Origin of the sequence: Streptomyces sp. IBSBF 3136 (assembly GCF_036815105.1) — a bacterium.
GTDB lineage: Bacteria > Actinomycetota > Actinomycetes > Streptomycetales > Streptomycetaceae > Streptomyces.
The window spans coordinates 12,451-29,647 of the sequence record NZ_JAJSZC010000005.1 but is presented as its reverse complement, the minus strand read 5'-3'; the positions used below and the strand labels follow the sequence as shown (position 1 = coordinate 29,647).

Here is a 17,197-nt window from a genome sequence, read left to right as displayed (position 1 = left end):
CCATGACTGAGGGGTCGGCCGTGCGCCGTGACTCGTTCGGCGACGTGGTCGTGCTGACCATGAACAGGCCGGAGCGTCACAATATCCTCGACATCGAGATGACGGACGCGCTGGTGAGCGAGACGTCCGCGCTCGCCCGAGACGACAAGGTCGGCGCGGTGATCCTCACCGGTGCGGGCCCGCACTTCTCGCTCGGCGGCCCGCTCGACGAGTTCGACGCAGTGCTCGGCGATGCCGACGACGCGGTCCGCGCACACTGGCTGCGCCGCACCGAAGTGCTGGCGACGCTCGTGGAGAACCTGTACACGATGCCCTGCCCGGTGATCGCCGCCGTGCACGGCCAGGCCGCGGGCGCCGGATTCTCCCTGGCCCTGGCCTGCGACGTGCGGGTCGCCTCCGACCGGGCGAAGTTCAACTTCGGCTACGGCGCGCTGGGTTCGTCGACCGACGGAGGGATGAGCTGGCTGCTGCCCAGGGTGCTGAGCCCCGCAAAGGCCCTGGAGCTGCTTCTGGAGCAGCCCGTCATCCGTGCGGCGCGGGCGCACGCCCAGGGGCTCGTCACCACGGTCGTTCCGGCCGCGGACCTGCACGAGCACGCCCTTGAGGTTGCCACGGGCCTCACCCGCAGCGCCCGCCATTCCGTGACAGCGGCCAAACGACTGGTGCGTGACTCGGCCTTCGCGACGCTCACCGAGCACATGAGGAACGAACACCGCGTGTTCGCCGAAGGAATGCTCACCGACGACATGCGCCATGCGCTGGCAGCCCGCCGCCGCGGCGAACTGCCCACCTTCGGGAGCGCGTGATGACCCGACCCCCGGCGCCATTGACGCGCCGGCGCATCTGACCCGCCGGCAGCACCGCGGGAAACGAATCCAGTGAACAAGTGATGAACAGAAGGGGCGCTGCGCATGTCGCACAACCTTGAGAACGACGCCGTCGTGACCGACAAGGACGCCGCGGTCGTCGGGGAGATGCTGGCCGCCGCGAGGCGGAAGGACTGGGACCGGGTGGCCGAACTGCTCGACCCCGAGGTGGTCTGGTCCTTGCCCGGAAGCTCGCGCATCTCCGGCGACGCGGTAGGGCCGAAGGCGGTGGTCGAGCGGGCCCAGGCCATCGAGGCCGCACAGCTCACCACGGACCCGCAGCACCTGCACATCGGCAGCCGCAGCATCGTCGCGACCATCCACAACACGGCCGAGAAGCCCCTCCTGCTCGACGAATGGCTGGCGCTGGTCTTCACGGTCAGGTCCGGGCGCATCACCACCATCGACACCCACCTGACCGACGTCCCGATGCTCGAGCGGTTCTACGCGGCCACAGCCTGAGGCAGCCGAACTCGCCGCAGTACGAGGAAGACGCACACCACAAGAAGAGGAAACCGAATGGACGTCAAAGAGCTCATGGACACCCTGCTGATGGCCTGGCAGACGCACGACGACGAGCAGCGCCGCGCCCTGGCGGAAAGGGTCTTCGCGCCGTCCGCCGTCCACCGAATCGCGGGGGAGAACCTCAAGTTCACCGGGCGCGACGAGATCGTGGCGAACATGGCCCGGGTGAATCGGGATCAGATCCAGGGGGCCGGTGTCGCCTTCAACTACGGGAAAACCGTGGAGAACGACAACGGCATCTACCAGGAGTGGACCATCACGGCCCCCAACGGGAACGTCCTTCGCTCCGGCCGGGACTTCTACGTCCGTGACGACGAGGGGCGGATCACCGCCTTCTACATGTACGGCGGCGTGTGATCCGTGAGCCCCGCCGCAGCGCGCCTGCGGCGGGGCTCCCCCTCCCATGCGCGGCGCCGTGCCGTGTCGAGATTCCTACGATTCCAGCAGCGTGAGAGGTGACACCGGGCGTGACGGAAGTCAGTGTCGTGAAAGACCCAGCAGAGTGGCGGCTCGACGAGGATGTCGCCCTGTCGTTCGACCGCACGATCGATCGCCGTCGAGTGCACCGGTCAGCGGTGTCCGAGGTGTTCATCACCGACGTCCGCGCACTGGGAGACGGCCGCGTGGCCCTGGCCGCACAACTCCCGGCCTACCACGCGTACTACAACGACCACGAGCCGGCGATGACGGTGGACCCGCTGCTCATCATGGAGATCTGCAGGCAGGCGGGGTCCGCGACGGCCCATGAACTGGGCGTCGACGCAAACGTTGTCGCGATCCCCGAGGACTGGCATCTGCACGTCGCCGAGCCGGCCGCGTGGCCCAGCGACGAGCCCATCACCGATCTGCGCATCGCCGGCGAGTTCCCCTTCACCCGCGTGCGCCGCGGCCGCCCGCGCGCCGGGATCTGCAAACAGCGCGTCTTCGCCGGCGACCGGCAGGTCGCGACCCTCCAGGCCAAGGGCCGATTCCTGGACCACGCGGAACAGGAAATGCTGCGCACGGCGCAGCGCGGCACCCCACCGCCGTGGACATCGGACCTGGTCTACCGGCCGGATCCCGGGCTGGCCCAGCCGCACATCGTGGGCCGGCGCGACCCCCTGAACGTGGTCCTCGCCGACCTGGCGCACGACGCGGGGGAGATGTCGGCGCGGGTTGCGCTGCCGCTGGCCAACCGTGCGCTCTTCGACCACCCCTACGACCACGTCACCATGTCCGTACTCACCGAGGCCGCCCGGCAGTTGATCACGTCGGCCATGGACACCCCCGGACACGCCCTGCGCGGCCGGCACCTCACCCGGCTCGCCGGACGGTTCACCCAGTTCGTGGAGTTGGACGCGCCGGTATCCGTCCGTGCCGCGCTGCCCGCGTCCGGGACCGGCGCATACGAGATCCCTGTTGCCATCGAGCAAGGGGGTGAAAGGGTCGCCGAGATCGGCGTGACCCTGACCCGCGGTGTGGAGGAATCATGAGCGCCTACCCGGTCAAGACGGTGTGGACCGACTTCGGCGGCGTCCTCACCCCTCCCATCGAGGAAAGCCTCGCCAAGTTCTGCGTGGACAACGGCCTCACCACGCAGGAGTTCATGGGTGCGGTACGGACCGTCAGCGCCCGATTCGGCACCTCGGACCTCCTTGAGCCGCTGGACACGCCGATGATCGACGAACCGGCATGGCTGCACATGGTCTCCGAAGCGCTCGGCAGGCCAGTCGGAGTGAGCAGTTTCGGCGAAGCCTGGTTCGACGGCCGGCCGGCCAACCACGAGTGGGTCCAGACGCTGCGCACGCTACGCCGGCGCGGTGTCGGGGTGAGCCTGATGTCGAACATGGTCCCGAGCTGGGACGAACGGTGGCGCCGCATGGTCGACGTCGACGAGTTGTTCGATCACGTCGTCCTCTCCTTCGAAGTGGGATGCCGCAAACCGGGTGCCGAGATATTCGAGCTGGCGGCGAGCCGGGCTGGGGTACCGCCCGAAGCCTGCGTGCTGATCGACGACGCGGAGAAGAACTGCGCGGGCGCACAGGCCGCGGGCTGGCACGCCATTCACTTCACCGACGCGCGATCGGCCGCCGGACAACTGGCGCGGCTGATCGGCGAGCAGCCGAAGTGAGCGGCACGTGACGTCGAGCCCACCCGTGACCCGAAGAGCTGAGGAAAGAGAGCAGGAAGTGGTCGATCCGCACGTCGGCTGTGCCTTCGTGACCGGCGGTTCCCGAGGCATCGGCGCGGCCGTGGCACGCGCACTCGCCGCCACCGGGCGGCCGGTTGCGGTCGGATTCCTCCGCAATCGCCAAGCCGCGGAATCGGTCGTGTCCGACATCGGGGGCGCGGGCGGCACGGCGATCGAAGTGGCCTGCGATCTACGGGATCCCGAGGCGCTCGACCGGTCTTTCGGGACGCTGGAAGAACGCTTCGGGCGGGTGGCCGTCCTGGTGAACAACGCCGGTATCCGCGCCGACGGCCTGTTGCTCGCCATGGACGACGACGAATGGCGCCAGGTGCTCGACGTGAACCTGACGGCCGCCTACCATGCCTCGGCGCGCGCCCTGGGACCGATGGTGCGGGCTCGGCACGGCCGCATCATCAACGTCACCTCGATCCTCGCCCAGCAGGCCCTGCCCGGCGCCGCGAACTACGCCGCGGCGAAGTCGGGCCTCGCCGGCCTGACCCGGGCCCTGGGCGTCGAAATGGCACCCAAGGGAATCACGGTGAACGCGGTCGCTCCCGGGCTCATTCGCACCGACCTCACGCGTGAAGTAGGGCATTTCGAGGATTCGGCCCGCACGAAGGTACCGATGAGACGACCTGGACGCGTCGAGGAGGTCGCGGCCTGCGTTCGGTTCCTGGCGAGCGACGACGCGTCGTATGTCACCGGACAGACCTTGACGGTGGACGGCGGCATCGCGGCGTCGGCGTTCAGCATCACGTGACGCGGAGGCAGGCGGCGCGAGTTCCATCGGGTGGTCCCGCGCGACGGCCCGTCACCGTCCGGGAAGCCGCCGCCTGGCTTCGCCACGCACACGGGCCCCGTCGCCGGCACGTCGAACGGCACACCACGCACCCTGAAAAGCGGTGCAGCAGGAGGTGGCGACGCACCGCTCCCGGCACCGCCAAGGGCAGCGCCTTCGACAAGCGGCTGCCGGAACCGGGGGCTCGCCGGGGACGCCCACCGTGGTGCCTGACACCCGGCGGCAGTGGTGGGGCCGGCACGGCTCCCTGGGGCCGGCCGGGTCAGGCCGGCCCCAGGGAGCCGCAGTCGAAGTACCTGAGCAGCGACTCCGCGCTCGCGGAGCGGGACGGCGGGTGGAAGGCGAGGGCGCGCATGGCCCCCGCGACCTGGGCCTGCTCGCTGCCACAGATGAACGGCATGCCGCCGAGCAGTTCCAGGGCGCGCGACGCGATGTCCGGCAGGGCGTTCTGGACGGTGTAGCGGGCCACGAGGATGCGGGCCATCGAGTCCTCGTCGCCGGGAGCGGGGTCCGTCGCCCGGGCGACGCTCTCGAGGAGCGCGACGGCGGCCTCCATGTCGACGGTGAGCCTGGCCCGTTCCGCCGCGGTGCCGCGCTGGTGGTCGAGGACCTGCTCCACGAGCCACATAGCGCCACCCGCGTAGCCGGCCGAGATCAGTATCTGAAACCACACGAACCCGGCCGACCGCAGGTCGTCGAGGAGGGTGGGGGCGTCGGCACCTGCCCGCACCATGAGGCCGCTGGGCACGAACACGCCCGTCAGCCGCACCTCGTCGCTCTCCGCGCCTCCCAGCAGGGCGTTGGCCCAGAACGGGCGCACGCTCAATCCGGGCGCGTCCGCGGCCACCAGAGCGAGCGCCGGCTCGGGCCCGGAGCCCCTGCCGCCACGGATGTCGACGCTCGTGACGAACAGGTTCATCGAACGCGACAGACTGCACGGCTTCGTGGCGCCGGACAGCAGGAACCCACCCTCCACGGGGCGTGCGACCACGGCGGGCTCGTGGACGTTCCGGGCGCTGCGGCCCTCGGCCCAGCCCGAGGCCAGCACCAACTGTTCTGGCACGATCCGGTGCAGCAGCGCGCTCTGTTCGTCGGTGAGCCGACCCTCTTTGGCCGCGAGCGAGGAGAGCATCGCGACGGCGAAGTGGTGCATGGAGACCGCTGCGACGAGCGAGGGCGACACCGAGCCGAGCGCCAGCTGGACCCGGAGCGCGTCCAGCGGGTCGGCTTCGTGGCCCCCGTACCTCCCGGGTATCAGCAGGCCGACTCCGCCATGCATGCGAAACAGGTCGACGGCCGGGCTGCCGGGCCGCTCGCGTTCGAGGTAGGGGCTCTGCTCAAGCTCCTTGAGCAGCCAGGGGTGAAGGCGCTCGCACACGGAGCGGGCGGTGTCGAGTGAACGCACGGGAAACCTCCGGAAAGGACGTGCGGAGCCGGCCTCACCTGCCGAACACCGCTTCGTACGGCTGACGTCGCGGCTCACTCCCTGGACGCGGGAGGTCTTGAGCATCGGAGAGTCGGCCTCGCCGGAGGTACGGCACGTCCTGGAGCAGTTCTTCAGTCCATCCATCAACGTCGTTGATGCTCGGCGTGCGCACCGCCGGAACCTGCGCCGGAGACCAGGCCATTGGACGGGGCAGTCGTGCAGACACGGCGGGCTGGACGGGCCGGTCGGCGGAGAGGGCAGGATTCGAACCTGCGTGGACCTCGAAAGGTCCGACCTTGAGACGCGCTCGCTGGTCCCCGATCAACCACTCCGGGCACCTCTCCTCGTTTCCGGCCCCGGGTTGGTGCCCCGTTGCCTTCACACGGAAAAGACTGGCAGGCAGCGCTGACGCGGCGCTGACGGCAGGGTGTTCACGCAGTAGGCACAGTGATGCTCCGCCATCAACCTCATGACCCGCCGACTCACCCACGAGAACACCCCCACCTGGCGTGACAGCTAAGCCAAATGAAACAGACAACCGAGAATCAAACGCTCACTGACATCGGAGGCAGCCGCACTCTGCTCTCTGCGCACCGGCCGGCCATGCTCGCGCATGAGCTGCAGTCTACGGGCCCACGTTCGTCTCCTGAACGCACTGGCCGGTGGGTGAGTTCCTGCGCGAGGACGGCCAAAACGACAAGGCCGCAGCCTTCGATGAGGAGGCAGCAGCCGTGTCGCGGCAACTCGGGTAGTAGGAAGTCAACCGTGGGCCAGGTTCCGGCACCGGAGCGGCGCGGGTGTCCCCGGCGATCACCGTGTCCCGGATCTCACTCCACTTGCGCCAGCACTCCGTCCGCGTCCCTGAACCAGCTTCCGCTGTCGACGCCGTACACCTTCTTGTCGTCGAGCCACTTCCAGGACATGTGCTGCAGGATCTTGGCACCCTGACGGTCCCAGACCGGGTTGTGGTCCCAGCCCTCGACACGGAACATCAACTTGTCTGTGCCGGGGATCCCCTCGTAGAGCTTGGGAACGGAGAAGTGCAGATTCGACCCCAGCTCCGCCGGGGTGTTGGCTGTCTTGTCCTGATCTCCGTAGACGATGCACACGGGTATGGCGTTGCCGAGCGTGGAGTCGTGCGGCACGGTGCTGGTGTTCCAGCCCCACCAGTAGGAGTTGCGCCACCGCATGATGCCCTCGGGTGATCCCGCGATCGGGCCGCCCCACTTCTGACCGATGCTGTCGCAGTCCATGATGGCCTGCCACACGTGGTCGGCCAGGTCCTTGTCGCTGATGGTGGCTTGGAGTCCTGCCTTGCTGGTCAGGTTCATCGGGAAGCCGAAGACGGCCGGCGGGGTGGACTCAGGCTGTGTGGGCAGGCCCGTGCCGGGCGGGGGCGCGAAGGGTGCGGCGGTGTTTTTCGACCATCGGCCGTCCGGGGGGAACATGGGCGCGAGAAGGAACAAGCTCGTCACGTCGCCGGAATTCTGCAGGGCGTACGGGCCCATGACGAACGAAGCCGCGGACCAGCCGATAAACGCGACCTTCTGGTTGTTGCACCGTGCCCGGATGAATTTGACGACGGTGCCCAACTCGTCCCACTCGCTCTGGGAGTTGCCCAGCTGATGGGCGTAGGTGGCCGTCGATGAGCAAGTTCCCGTTCCGGGGTTGGGACTCAGAAGGCCCCTCTGGGCAGGGTTGGCGTTGCACTGGTCGTCCATCTGCGGGCGGGGGGAGAGTCCGGATCCCTGAAGGTCCATGATGTACACGTCGTAGCCCTTGCCCGCCAGGGCCTGTGCCCAGCTATAGCTGGTGTCCGGCTGTGCTGAGCCGCCGTGCGGAGGGAGCACGAGGTCGAAGCCGGGGAGGGCCGGGACGCTCCTGCCGTGGAGCATCAGGACCGGCTTTGAGGTGCCGCCGGATCCGGTGCCCTTGTATTCCCGCACGAAGAGGTTCACCGGCTGGGTGGCGTTCGCTGGGATCGTCGATATGTGATGGACCGTGGGGTGGACGGGGTTGATGTTCGGCATGGTCACCTCCGACATGTGTTCGCCCTGGGAGGGCGGTTGTCCGGTGGGGGAGCGTCACTTGCCGCCACCGGGTGGTAGGGGGAGTGGGTGCGGTAGATCGTCAAGCGCTGCTGGTCGGGCCGGCTGCGATGCAGGCCGGGAACCAGTCCGGGCAGTGTCTGGAATGCCTCATGGCGGTGGCTGCAGCCGGCGGTGCGCGGGCCTTGCGCTGCCGTGCTCGTAGGGGATCGGTGGGTGCTTCGGCGCCTGCACGAGGAGCCGGAGTGTTCGGCCGCGTCACCTCCCGGGGCGCACGAGGGGTCTAGACTCCGGTGCCGCTCATGCGGACCGACACGGTGGGGTTGCCGGGATCGCTGCTGGCCAGTTGGAAGATCGCGGTGGCGATCCCAGTTGCGGTGGGCTGGAAGCGCACGGTGAGGTCCTGTTCCTGGCCGGGCTGCAGGGTGAAGGGGAAGCCGGGTCCGCCGCTGAGGGAGAAGGCTGGACTGCCCGACGCCCTCGAGAAGCCGGTGACACTGAGGGGTGCCGATCCTGCATTGAAGGCCCTGGCCACCAGGGTGGCCGAGCTGCCCACCGCCACTTTCGCGAAGCCGAGATTGGCGACCACGGCGACCCGGGGGCCCAGGGATGCGACCAGCTCGAAGACGCTGCGGCCCTCGGTGCCGACCCGCAGCAGCGACGGCGTGCGCGACGAGTCGAGGGCGAGCGACACGCAGGGCGTGGTGGGCAGTCCGACGCCGAGCACGCGCCAGGTCGCACCGTCATCGGTGCTGAACAGCACGCCGGTCTGGTTTCCGCAGATCAGCGTGGGCGGCACGAGGGGAATGCTGTGGTCCGTCCACGCCGACCCGTCGGCGGAGGTGAGCACGGTGCCGAAGTCGCCGACAGTGATGAACTGCGAGCCCATTGCCAGGATCGCGTTGAGCCGGTTGTCCGATCCGGTTGCCAGCAGTGCCCAAGTGTTCCCGTCCGGCGAGGTGACCACCTCACCAGTGTTGACCGCGCCGACGAAGCGCGCACCGGACCATGCCACCTGGTTGATCTCGTTGGGGGTCGGTGACACGCGTGCCGTCCAGGTGTTGCCGTCCGGAGAGGTCAGGATGGTGCCGATGCCGGTGGCCACATACTGCGTGCCCGACCAGACGACGGAGACGAGGTCGGCCGCGGTCGGGGTGGCGTGCGCGGTCCAGGCCAGACCGTCCGGCGAGGTGACCACGGTGCCGGAATAGCCGACCGCGACGAACTGGCCGTTGCCCCAGGTGATGTCGAGCAGCGCCTGGGGGGCCGCGTTGGTGACCGGCGTCCAGGTGACGCCGTCGGGTGAGCGGTAGACCGTACCGACCGATGCCGAGGTGGCCACCAGCACCGTGCCGGACCAGGCCACGCCCTGCAGCGCCTCCCAGGAGGGTCCCGCCTTGCGTGCGGTCCAGCTTATTGCGTCCGGCGAGGTGAGGATGGTCCCGCCCAGGCCGACCACGACGAACTGGGAGCCCGTCCAGACGACGTCGGCCAGCGTGTCGTAGGCGTTCGAGGCCCGTGCCGTCCAGGTGATTCCGTCGGGTGATGTCATGACGGTCCCGGACAGGCCGACGGCGATGATCAGGCTGGGGGAGTTGGTGATGCCGAACAGGCCGTTGCTCGAGCCCGGGTCCATGGCGACGCTGAAGACAGGCAGGTCGGGCAGGTTGGTGGCCACGGGGCCGCCGTCGGTGCCGCTGGCGTCGGTCCAGGTCGTGCCGTTGTCGGTGGTCAGGTAGATGTGCCCGCTGCGGTTGGGCGGCGCGATCCCCGAGGCGCCCCAGTAACCTGCCATCACGCGCCGCGTGTTGGAGGGATCGACCACGATGCTGGTGGGGCCGCGTCCGGTGGGCAACCCGGTCGAGTACGAGGTCCAAGTCGACGCGGCACCCGTCAGGGCGTTGTCGGTTCGCCACATTGAGCCGTTGAGCAGCCCCACCCACACGCTTTCGCCGTTGCTGCCGTACACGGGTGCGATGCTCAGAATGCCGTCGGGGAAGGTGTGGATGCTGGTGAAGCTGGCGCCGTGGTCCGTGCTCTGCAGCAACTGCGTGCCCCAGTCGCCCCGCGGTCCGCCGGCGACGTAGACCCGGCTGCCGTCCCTGGGGTCGACAGCGATGGCGTTGACCCCAGGAGTGATGCCCGCCGCGCTGGTCCACGTCATGCCGCCGTCGGTGCTGCGCTGATAAACGTCGTTGACGGCGCCGAAGACGGAGAGTGGTGCGTAGGGATCTACGGCCACCCAGCCGCCGTCGCCGCCGAGGCGATGCACCCAGTCGTTGCCCGGCATGCCGGGCGCGCGCTGAGTGGTGCCGTTGTCCTGGGAGCCGGCGTAGCTGTAGCCGCTGTTGACCGCCGAGTGCCGCCCGATGTCGAGGCCGCCCATGACGACCTGGAGCGTGGCGACCCCCTCGTTGAGGTTGGTCCAGGTGCTGCCGCCGTCGCCGCTGACCGCCGTGCCGCCGTCGGTGCCGACATACAGGCGGGTGGGCGACGGGCCCCAGTGGGACTGCGGGCTGAAGGTGATGGCGTGGTGGTCGACGTGCACCTTGCCCGCGGTCACCGCTGCCGGCGCGAAGCTGTCGCCCCCGTCGGCGGACAGGTGCAGTTCCTGGAGTCCGAGGTAGAGCCGCTTGGCGTCCTGCGGGTCGACGCCGATGGTCTGGTCGAAGCCGAACTGTCCACCGGCGGCGGCCGCCGCGGCGGCCGGCTTGAGCGCCCAGGTATGGCCGTCGCTGGTCGATTTGAACAACCCCACCCAGGAGTTCGACGTGGAGGCCGTGGCATAGAGGGTGTTGTTGTTGGGCTTCCTCGACTGCGCCATGGTGACGGTGGCGTAGGTCCCTGCGGCCGGCGCACCCGGGTTGGCGAACAGATTGGTGGGGAAGGTGACGCCCGAGTCGGTGGACTTGAAGATGCCCACCCCCCTCATACACGCATACACCGTGCTCGGCGACGTGGTGTCGAGATGCAGGTCCGACAGCACGCCTCCCAGGATGGGCGCGTTGTTGTTGAAGCTGCCCGCGTTGTTGCCGAAGGTGGCACCATCGTTGACGGAGCGGTAGAGCCCGTTGATGAAGGTGCCCACCAGAACCACCCCCGGGGCGGGGAGAACGATCCGCATCACGGTGGCCCCCAGCATGGCACTACCGCCGATCGTGCTCCAGGTCTCACCGCCATCGACCGAGCGGAACAGCGACGGGCCAGGCGTGAAGACGCCTCCCGCATACACAATGTCCGGATTGACAGGGTCGAGGGCCACCGCTCCCATCTGGTTCCACGGCAGGCGGTCGGTCTTGGGCGCCCACGTGGCGCCGCTGTCGAGACTCCTCCAGATGCCCCCGACCGTGGCAGCGTAGATGGTCTGATCGCTGCTGCCGCGCGGGTCGATGGCTATGTCGTAGACGCGGCCCGCCACCGGGGTCAGTCCGGTGCCCAGGTTCTCGCGGATCGGTGCCGGTCCCACCTGCTGCCACTGCGCTGCAACCAGCGGAGCACTGCCGGCGCCGCCACCACCGAAGCCGGCGATTCGCAGGGCGTCGCGCTCCAGTGTCTCGATCTGCAGGAGCGCCTCCAGCAAGCCCTCACGGTCGAGCACCCCGTCTGTTCTCATCTTCGCCAGCCCGCGCACCTCGTGCAAACGCTTGCTGACGGCAATCTCGATGGCCGCATGCTGAGTCATGGCATGCCCTCCGCCATACTCGCCCAAATCCGCGTGGCTACGGGCATCATGTGCCGTCCGCCACGACGGCCTTACCTCCAGCGTGACGCTCGGAAAGGACCACCGCCACCGGAGGCCACGCTCCGGCACGACTGCGCCGCAGCGCAGTGTGCCCAGCCAGGCACCAGGCAGTCTCTCGTCACCGCGCCACACCAGGTGTCGATTTCAGCCGAGGATCCCGACGCCCTCGCCGCGGTGATCCGCTTCGAGCAAACAGGTGACCGCCGTCTGGAAGCCACAGCCCAGGCCAACCTCGGGTTGGCCCTGCGCCGCGCCCTAGCCGCAGGTGGTGTCCTTCGCCCTCACCGCCGGTCTCGCGGCCGCCGTTCTGGCCGCCGCCGGAGGTGAGGGTTTCGATGTGGGTTCTTGGTGGAGGTGGTTGGTGGCGTGCGCGGTGATGGCGGCTGTCCTTCCGTCGTCCCCTGCGGACGCCGCAGCGGGGCCGACGCCCCCCAAGGGATGCAAGTCCCAGCCCAGGGCGGCGGTGGGCCGCTTCAGGATCTGCCCGGCGAGGGAGGCGGCGGTGGTGAAGGTCTGGTAGTCCTCGGTCTGGCCTCCACGCCAGGCCGCCTGATCCGTGCCCCGGTAGAAGAACTGCACTCGCCCTGCGGCGTCGACGGCCGCGGTCGGTGAGTCGGTCATGCCGGAGGACTGCTTGGCGAAGTCGGGCTTCGGGAACACCCGGCCGTCGACCACAGCGGTCACATCTCAAGACGCCGCCCGCCCGCACACGGGTGAGGCGCGGGCTCCAAGGGGTCGGGCTCAGGGGCGGGCGTTGGACGGCCGATGGCGGTGGCATGGAAATGTGTTCTCTGGCCGTCTCACGCCGTCGTGTGTCCCGCCGCCTGCTCATGGTCGCCGCCGGGCTGTTCACCGTCCGGTGGAAAGTGGTGCCGGGGCCCGCGGCCGCTCTGGCCGAGCCTGTCTCGCAGCGCCTTGCGGCACCTGCGGACGGGGACGGCGTACGGGCGTTGTTCGGCTCGGAGAACCGCGATTTCCACACCGGTGAGCGGGTTGTCGCGGTGACGTTCAACGCGGCCTGGAACGACGCCGGCCTGGACCGCGTCCTGGGCGAGCTCACCCGCCGGCACACGCCTGCCGCCTTCTTCCTGACCGGCGAGTTCGCCGACCGGCACCCCGAGGCGGTCAAGAGGATCGCGGCCGCGGGTCATGGCCTTGGCAACCAAGAGCGGCCACCCCAACGCCGGCCGCCGAAAGAATTGCCGTGCGGTCGGGCCCCATCCGGTGCCCCTGGACCGACACCTATTCTCGGCACCAACGAAGCTCCAGCGGCCTTCTCCGTGCCCATGAGCAGCGGTTGGCGTTAGCGGTCTGAGTTGGCCCCAGTTTTCCGGCCCGGGTTGGCTCCACCGGCGGGGCGCGTGGGAGCGTTCGGGGGTTGTTCCGGCTTGAGTTGGCCCCACCCTCGACGTGGGGCTGGGACGCTCGGTGTAGGTCTCCGTGAGGGGGCGATGCCGGGTGGTGTCCTCGAAGGAAGAGCTGTTCCTGTTGATCCGCCGGGACTCGTGGCGGGAGGGGTTGTCGGTCCGCGCGCTCGCGCGGAAGTACGGAGTCCACCGGCGGCTGGTGCGCGAAGCCCTGTGCTCGGCGGTGCCGCCGCCGCGGCGCACACCGCGTCGGCATTCGCCGCGGCTGGAGCCGTTCAAGAAGACGATCGACCAGTGGCTGCTGGACGATCTGGAGGCTCCGCCGAAGCAGCGGCACACGGTCCAGCGGATCCTAGCCAGGCTGCAGCAGGAGCTCGGGGCGGATATCGCCTACTCGACCGTGTGGGACTACGTCCATCAGCGACGGCAGGAGATCGCCGAGGCCGCCGGGGCCGCACCGGCTGCGGGGTTCGTGATCCGGCATAACCAGCCCGGCATGGACGCGGAGGTCGACTTCGGCGAGGCATGGGTCGACCTGGCCGGTGAACGCACCAAGTGCTACCTGTTCGCGCTCCGGCTCGCCTACTCCGGCAAGGCCATCCACCGGATCACAACCTCCTGCGGACAGGAGGCATTCCTCGACGGCCACGTCCACGCATTCCACCCTGGGCGGCATACCCGCAGGCCAAATACGGTATGACAACCTCTCACCAGCGGTCTCCCGGGTGATCCGCAAGAGCCGCTCACGGGACGAGCACCCGCGCTGGCACGACTTCCGCCAGCACTACTCGATCACCCCCTTCTACTGCGAGCCGGGACTTCGCGGCGCCCACGAGAAGGGCGGCGTCGAGGGCCAGGTCGGCTACTGGCGCCGCAACTACCTCACCCCGGTCCCGCGCGTCGACTCCCTCGGCGAGCTCAACGAGGCCTTCATCGCGTTCGAACAGGCCGAGGAGAACCGGCGGATCGGCATGCGGATCCGAACCATCGGCCAGGACTTCACCCACGAGGCCCCGCTCCTGCTGCCCCTGCCAGGCGAGGCGTTCGAGACCGGTCTGGCCTTCAACCCGCGCGTCGACCGCTACGGCATGGTCGCCGTCCGGGTCTGCCGCTACTCGGTCCCAGTCCGCTACATCGGCCGCACCGTCCACGTCCTGCTCCGCTCGAACGAGGTCGTCGTCTTCCACGGCCGCACCGAGATCGCCCGCCACCCGCGTCTGACCACGAAGGGCGCCGAGCGGGTCGTGCTGGACCACTTCCTGGAGGTCCTGCTGGCCAAGCCCGGAGCCCTGGCCGGCTCCGAAGCCCTGGACCAGGCCCGCCGCGCGGGCACCTTCACCCCCGCACACGAGGCGTTCTGGTCGGCGGCCAAGCACACCCTCGGCGAGAGCGACGGCACGAAAGCCCTGGTCCACGTCCTGCTGCTGCACCGGCACCTGCAGCACCGCGACGTCGTCGCCGGCATCCAGGCCGCCCTCGCCGCCGGAGCCTGCACCGCGGACGTTGTCGCGCTGGAAGCACGCAAGGCCGCCGAGAGCGAAGGCCGGTCCCCGACCGTCACGGTCTCCGTCCCGCTGCCCGAACCGGTCACCCCACCCGAGCTGCCGCTGCCGAGCCTGACCGAACGAAGAACCGCCCGCCTGCCACCCGACCAGCGTCCCCTCCCAGCGCTTGAGCGCTGGGACCAGCTCCTGCAACACCGACCCGGAAGGGACCCGCGATGACCGGCCCGCACCACACCCTGACCGAGCCCGCCTCCGATGCCGCCATCGACACCGCCTGCCGCGTCCTACGGCTGCCGACCATGCGGGCCCAGTTCGCCGACACCGTCAACCGAGCCGAACGCGAGCACCTGTCCTACCGGGGCTTCCTCGCCGAACTGCTGATGGCCGAGTGCGAGGACCGCGACCGCCGCCGCTCCGAGCGGCGCATCCGCGCGGCCGGCTTCCCGCGGTCGAAGTGGTTGTCCGACTTCGACTACTCGGCAAATCCCAACGTCACACCGGCCCTGGTCAACAACCTCGCCACCTGCGAGTGGGTCAAGAAGGGCGAGCCGCTCTGCCTGATCGGCGACTCCGGCACCGGCAAGACCCACCTGCTGATCGGACTCGGCTCTGCCGCGGCGATGGCTGGCTTCCGGGTCCGCTACGCGCTCGCCGCCCGCCTGGTCAACGAGCTTGTCGAGGCCGCCGACGAGAAGCAGCTGACCAAGACCATCGCCCGCTACGGGCGCGTCGACCTGCTCTGCATCGACGAACTTGGCTATCTCGAACTGGACCGCCGCGGCGCAGAGATGCTGTTCCAGGTCCTGACGGAGAGGGAGGAGAAGAACAGTGTTGCGATCGCCTCGAACGAATCGTTCGGAGGCTGGACCAAGACCTTCACCGACCCTCGGCTCTGCGCGGCCATCGTCGACCGCCTGACCTTCAACGGCACCATCATCGAGACCGGCACCGAGTCCTACCGCCTCGCCCAGACCAGGGCCAAGCAGCAGGCCGGCCGATAGCAGAACGTGCATGCAAGCCCGGGGGCCGTCGTGTGGTTGGATCACGCCCAGCGAAATCGTCGCGGCGGTGGGAGGACACAATGGCAGCTCGCGCGGTGATCTTCGCCCTGGATGCCCAGGACGCCGAACGCGTCCTGGCCTGCCACGGCGATGACGAGGTCATCGCACTGGTCGAAGAGGTTGAAGAGCGATGGGACATGGACCATCTCTTCGAGCTCGACAAGTCCTGGGATGCCCTGCACCGGTGCTTCACCGACGGCGACCTTGCCTTCGAGAACGGCCAGTACCCGTTGTCGCACGTGATTCTCGGAGGAGTTCCCCTGCATCAGGGCGACGACTACATCGTCTGCTATGTCGCCGCGGACCAGGTTCGCGAGGTCGCGGCAGCCCTGGAAGCCCTGGACAACCAGTGGCTGAGTGACCGATACGCCACGCTGACGTTCGACGACTACCAGGGTGTGGCTGATGCCGAGGACCTCGCATACACGCAGGCCTTCCTGCCTGGACTGAAGAACTTCTACCGCACAGCAGCACAGAACGGCCATGCTGCGATCTTCACCGTCGACCAGTAGGCCGGGGCCAGCTCAAGCCGGAACCCGGGGCCACTTCAGGCCGGAAGATTCCCCGTCGCTTCTTCTCGCTGGGGCCAACTCGGGCCGGAGAAGTGGGGCCAATTCGCGCCGATAACGCCAAGCGGTTTCACGCCGCGACACGGAGCGCTAGCCCCAGGCCTGACGGCACAGGCTCACGATGCCGGGGGCGACCACCTGCTCGGCGCTGCGGCCCAGTTGGCGCATCCGCTGCGAGGTCGGCCGGATTCTGGGCAGCGGGTGGGCCGGGGGCACCCGCAGGGCGGGCTGCCGTGTCCTCGGGCGCGGGGGAGAGATGGGCCGACGGAGCGGCGCGGGATGCGCTCGAAGGGCAGCCCGGTGGGGCTGCTGCGTCAAAGTTACTGTCGGCTGGCTCCGGTGGCGCCGCGCGCGCGGGGCGTTCGCCGAGTGCCGCGCTGGGTCTGGCCCGGTGCGCACCAGGGCGGAGCGCGCCGGAGGCAGCGATCCCCGCGTTGGTGCCGTGAGTGTCCCGTCCGGCGCGAGGGGAGCTGGTAGGCCCAGCGGGCGGCCGTCGTCCGGCGAGAGGCGGGGCGTCACGGTGGTGCAGCTCGATCGAGAACGCCCCTGCCGATGCCTGGCAGCGACTGTCCTGCGGCGACGGCGCCAAAGGCCCGCGCGTCTACGACTGGGCCGCCATCAAGCTGCCCGCCGACCTCATCTTCGACCCCGATCCGCCGACCCATCACCGCTGGGTGATGGCCCCCCGCAGCCTGTCCGACCGCGGCGAGCTTGCCTACTGCCTCGCCTACGCGCCCGTCGGCATCGAGTTGGCCGAGCTGGTCCGGATCGCCGGCTCCGGGGGCGATCGAGGAGTGCTTCCAGGCCGCGAAGAACGAATGCGGCTTGGACCAGTACGAGGTCCGCCGCTACATCGGCTGGTACCGGCACATCACCCTGGTGATGCTCGCCCACGCCTTCCTGACAGCATTCGCGGCCCAGGCCGACAACGAGACCGCAAAGGGGGCTGCAGAAACGGATCAGCCCTCATCCCGCTCACCGTGGCAGAGATACGGCGACTGCTGGACGCTCTCCTACCCCACCCACGAGCCGACCGCGATCCCGTCACCCACGCACTGAAGTGGTCGGCCTGGAGAAGACGCCACCAAGCCATCGCCCGCCACTGCCACTACCGAAAAG

At 69.1% G+C, this 17,197-nt stretch carries 13 protein-coding genes and 3 pseudogenes; 11 read left to right on the top strand and 5 right to left on the bottom strand.

Features of this window, described 5'->3' with window-relative positions:
• The first annotated feature begins 44 nt into the window (after window positions 1-44).
• The 6 genes from V7E45_RS01915 to V7E45_RS01890 all read left to right on the top strand — a co-directional run bounded on the left by V7E45_RS01915 (window position 45) and on the right by V7E45_RS01890 (window position 4,321).
• Window positions 45-806, top strand: coding sequence for an enoyl-CoA hydratase/isomerase family protein (locus V7E45_RS01915; protein WP_333772277.1), 762 nt, complete (start codon window positions 45-47; stop codon window positions 804-806).
• 105 nt (window positions 807-911) lie between these two features.
• On the top strand, window positions 912-1,328 hold the full coding sequence (locus V7E45_RS01910; RefSeq protein ID WP_333772276.1) for a nuclear transport factor 2 family protein: 417 nt from the start codon (window positions 912-914) through the stop codon (window positions 1,326-1,328).
• A 57-nt stretch (window positions 1,329-1,385) separates the two neighbouring features.
• Window positions 1,386-1,748: a hypothetical protein gene (locus V7E45_RS01905; RefSeq protein WP_333772275.1), complete on the top strand. Its 363-nt coding sequence runs from the start codon at window positions 1,386-1,388 to the stop codon at window positions 1,746-1,748.
• Between the two features lie 128 nt (window positions 1,749-1,876).
• The gene (locus tag V7E45_RS01900) at window positions 1,877-2,863 is read left to right on the top strand and encodes an AfsA-related hotdog domain-containing protein (protein WP_333772274.1); all 987 of its coding nucleotides are present in this window, start codon (window positions 1,877-1,879) and stop codon (window positions 2,861-2,863) included.
• Entirely contained in the window at window positions 2,860-3,501 is a 642-nt protein-coding gene (locus V7E45_RS01895; protein WP_333772273.1) for an HAD family hydrolase, read from the top strand. The genes V7E45_RS01900 and V7E45_RS01895 overlap by 4 nt, the downstream gene beginning before the upstream one ends.
• Before the next feature lie 58 nt (window positions 3,502-3,559).
• Window positions 3,560-4,321, top strand: coding sequence for a 3-oxoacyl-ACP reductase family protein (locus tag V7E45_RS01890; protein WP_333772272.1), 762 nt, complete (start codon window positions 3,560-3,562; stop codon window positions 4,319-4,321).
• A gap of 301 nt (window positions 4,322-4,622) precedes the next feature.
• On the opposite strand, the gene V7E45_RS01885 is transcribed toward V7E45_RS01890, so the two are convergent.
• The 5 genes and pseudogenes from V7E45_RS01885 to V7E45_RS01865 form a co-directional block, all read right to left on the bottom strand.
• Window positions 4,623-5,765 (bottom strand): acyl-CoA dehydrogenase family protein, encoded by a 1,143-nt coding sequence (locus V7E45_RS01885; RefSeq protein WP_333772271.1) that lies wholly within the window; start codon window positions 5,763-5,765, stop codon window positions 4,623-4,625.
• 270 nt (window positions 5,766-6,035) lie between these two features.
• Window positions 6,036-6,130, bottom strand: a pseudogene (locus V7E45_RS01880).
• A 483-nt stretch (window positions 6,131-6,613) separates the two neighbouring features.
• Entirely contained in the window at window positions 6,614-7,831 is a 1,218-nt protein-coding gene (locus tag V7E45_RS01875; protein ID WP_333772270.1) for an alpha/beta hydrolase, read from the bottom strand.
• 286 nt (window positions 7,832-8,117) lie between these two features.
• Window positions 8,118-11,543, bottom strand: coding sequence for a choice-of-anchor D domain-containing protein (locus tag V7E45_RS01870; protein WP_333772269.1), 3,426 nt, complete (start codon window positions 11,541-11,543; stop codon window positions 8,118-8,120).
• A 288-nt stretch (window positions 11,544-11,831) separates the two neighbouring features.
• On the bottom strand, window positions 11,832-12,260 hold the full coding sequence (locus V7E45_RS01865) for a hypothetical protein (RefSeq protein WP_333772268.1): 429 nt from the start codon (window positions 12,258-12,260) through the stop codon (window positions 11,832-11,834).
• Between the two features lie 128 nt (window positions 12,261-12,388).
• Here V7E45_RS01865 and V7E45_RS01860 point away from each other — a divergent pair, with 128 nt between their 5' ends.
• From V7E45_RS01860 to V7E45_RS01840, 5 genes and pseudogenes are all read left to right on the top strand, one after another.
• Window positions 12,389-12,883, top strand: a complete 495-nt coding sequence (locus tag V7E45_RS01860) for a polysaccharide deacetylase family protein (RefSeq protein ID WP_333772267.1) — start codon at window positions 12,389-12,391, stop codon at window positions 12,881-12,883.
• 154 nt (window positions 12,884-13,037) lie between these two features.
• Window positions 13,038-14,667 (top strand): annotated as a pseudogene (gene istA, locus V7E45_RS01855) (IS21 family transposase).
• Complete coding sequence (gene istB, locus V7E45_RS01850; RefSeq protein WP_333772266.1) at window positions 14,664-15,449, top strand: IS21-like element helper ATPase IstB; 786 nt, start codon at window positions 14,664-14,666, stop codon at window positions 15,447-15,449. The pseudogene istA and the gene istB overlap by 4 nt, the downstream one beginning before the upstream one ends.
• Window positions 15,450-15,529: 80 nt before the next feature.
• The gene (locus tag V7E45_RS01845; protein ID WP_333772265.1) at window positions 15,530-16,021 is read left to right on the top strand and encodes a DUF1877 family protein; all 492 of its coding nucleotides are present in this window, start codon (window positions 15,530-15,532) and stop codon (window positions 16,019-16,021) included.
• Between the two features lie 710 nt (window positions 16,022-16,731).
• Window positions 16,732-17,137, top strand: a pseudogene (locus tag V7E45_RS01840) (IS701 family transposase); the annotation flags it as partial.
• Between the last annotated feature and the right edge of the window lie 60 nt (window positions 17,138-17,197).

Coding starts and splice junctions, on each gene's coding strand:
- V7E45_RS01910 (WP_333772276.1), top strand. CDS start 912: ATGTCGCACAACCTTGAGAACGACGCCGTCGTGACCGACAAGGACGCC.
- V7E45_RS01905 (WP_333772275.1), top strand. CDS start 1,386: ATGGACGTCAAAGAGCTCATGGACACCCTGCTGATGGCCTGGCAGACG.
- V7E45_RS01895 (WP_333772273.1), top strand. CDS start 2,860: ATGAGCGCCTACCCGGTCAAGACGGTGTGGACCGACTTCGGCGGCGTC.
- V7E45_RS01875 (WP_333772270.1), bottom strand. CDS start 7,831: ATGTCGGAGGTGACCATGCCGAACATCAACCCCGTCCACCCCACGGTC.
- istB (WP_333772266.1), top strand. CDS start 14,664: ATGACCGGCCCGCACCACACCCTGACCGAGCCCGCCTCCGATGCCGCC.
- V7E45_RS01845 (WP_333772265.1), top strand. CDS start 15,530: ATGGCAGCTCGCGCGGTGATCTTCGCCCTGGATGCCCAGGACGCCGAA.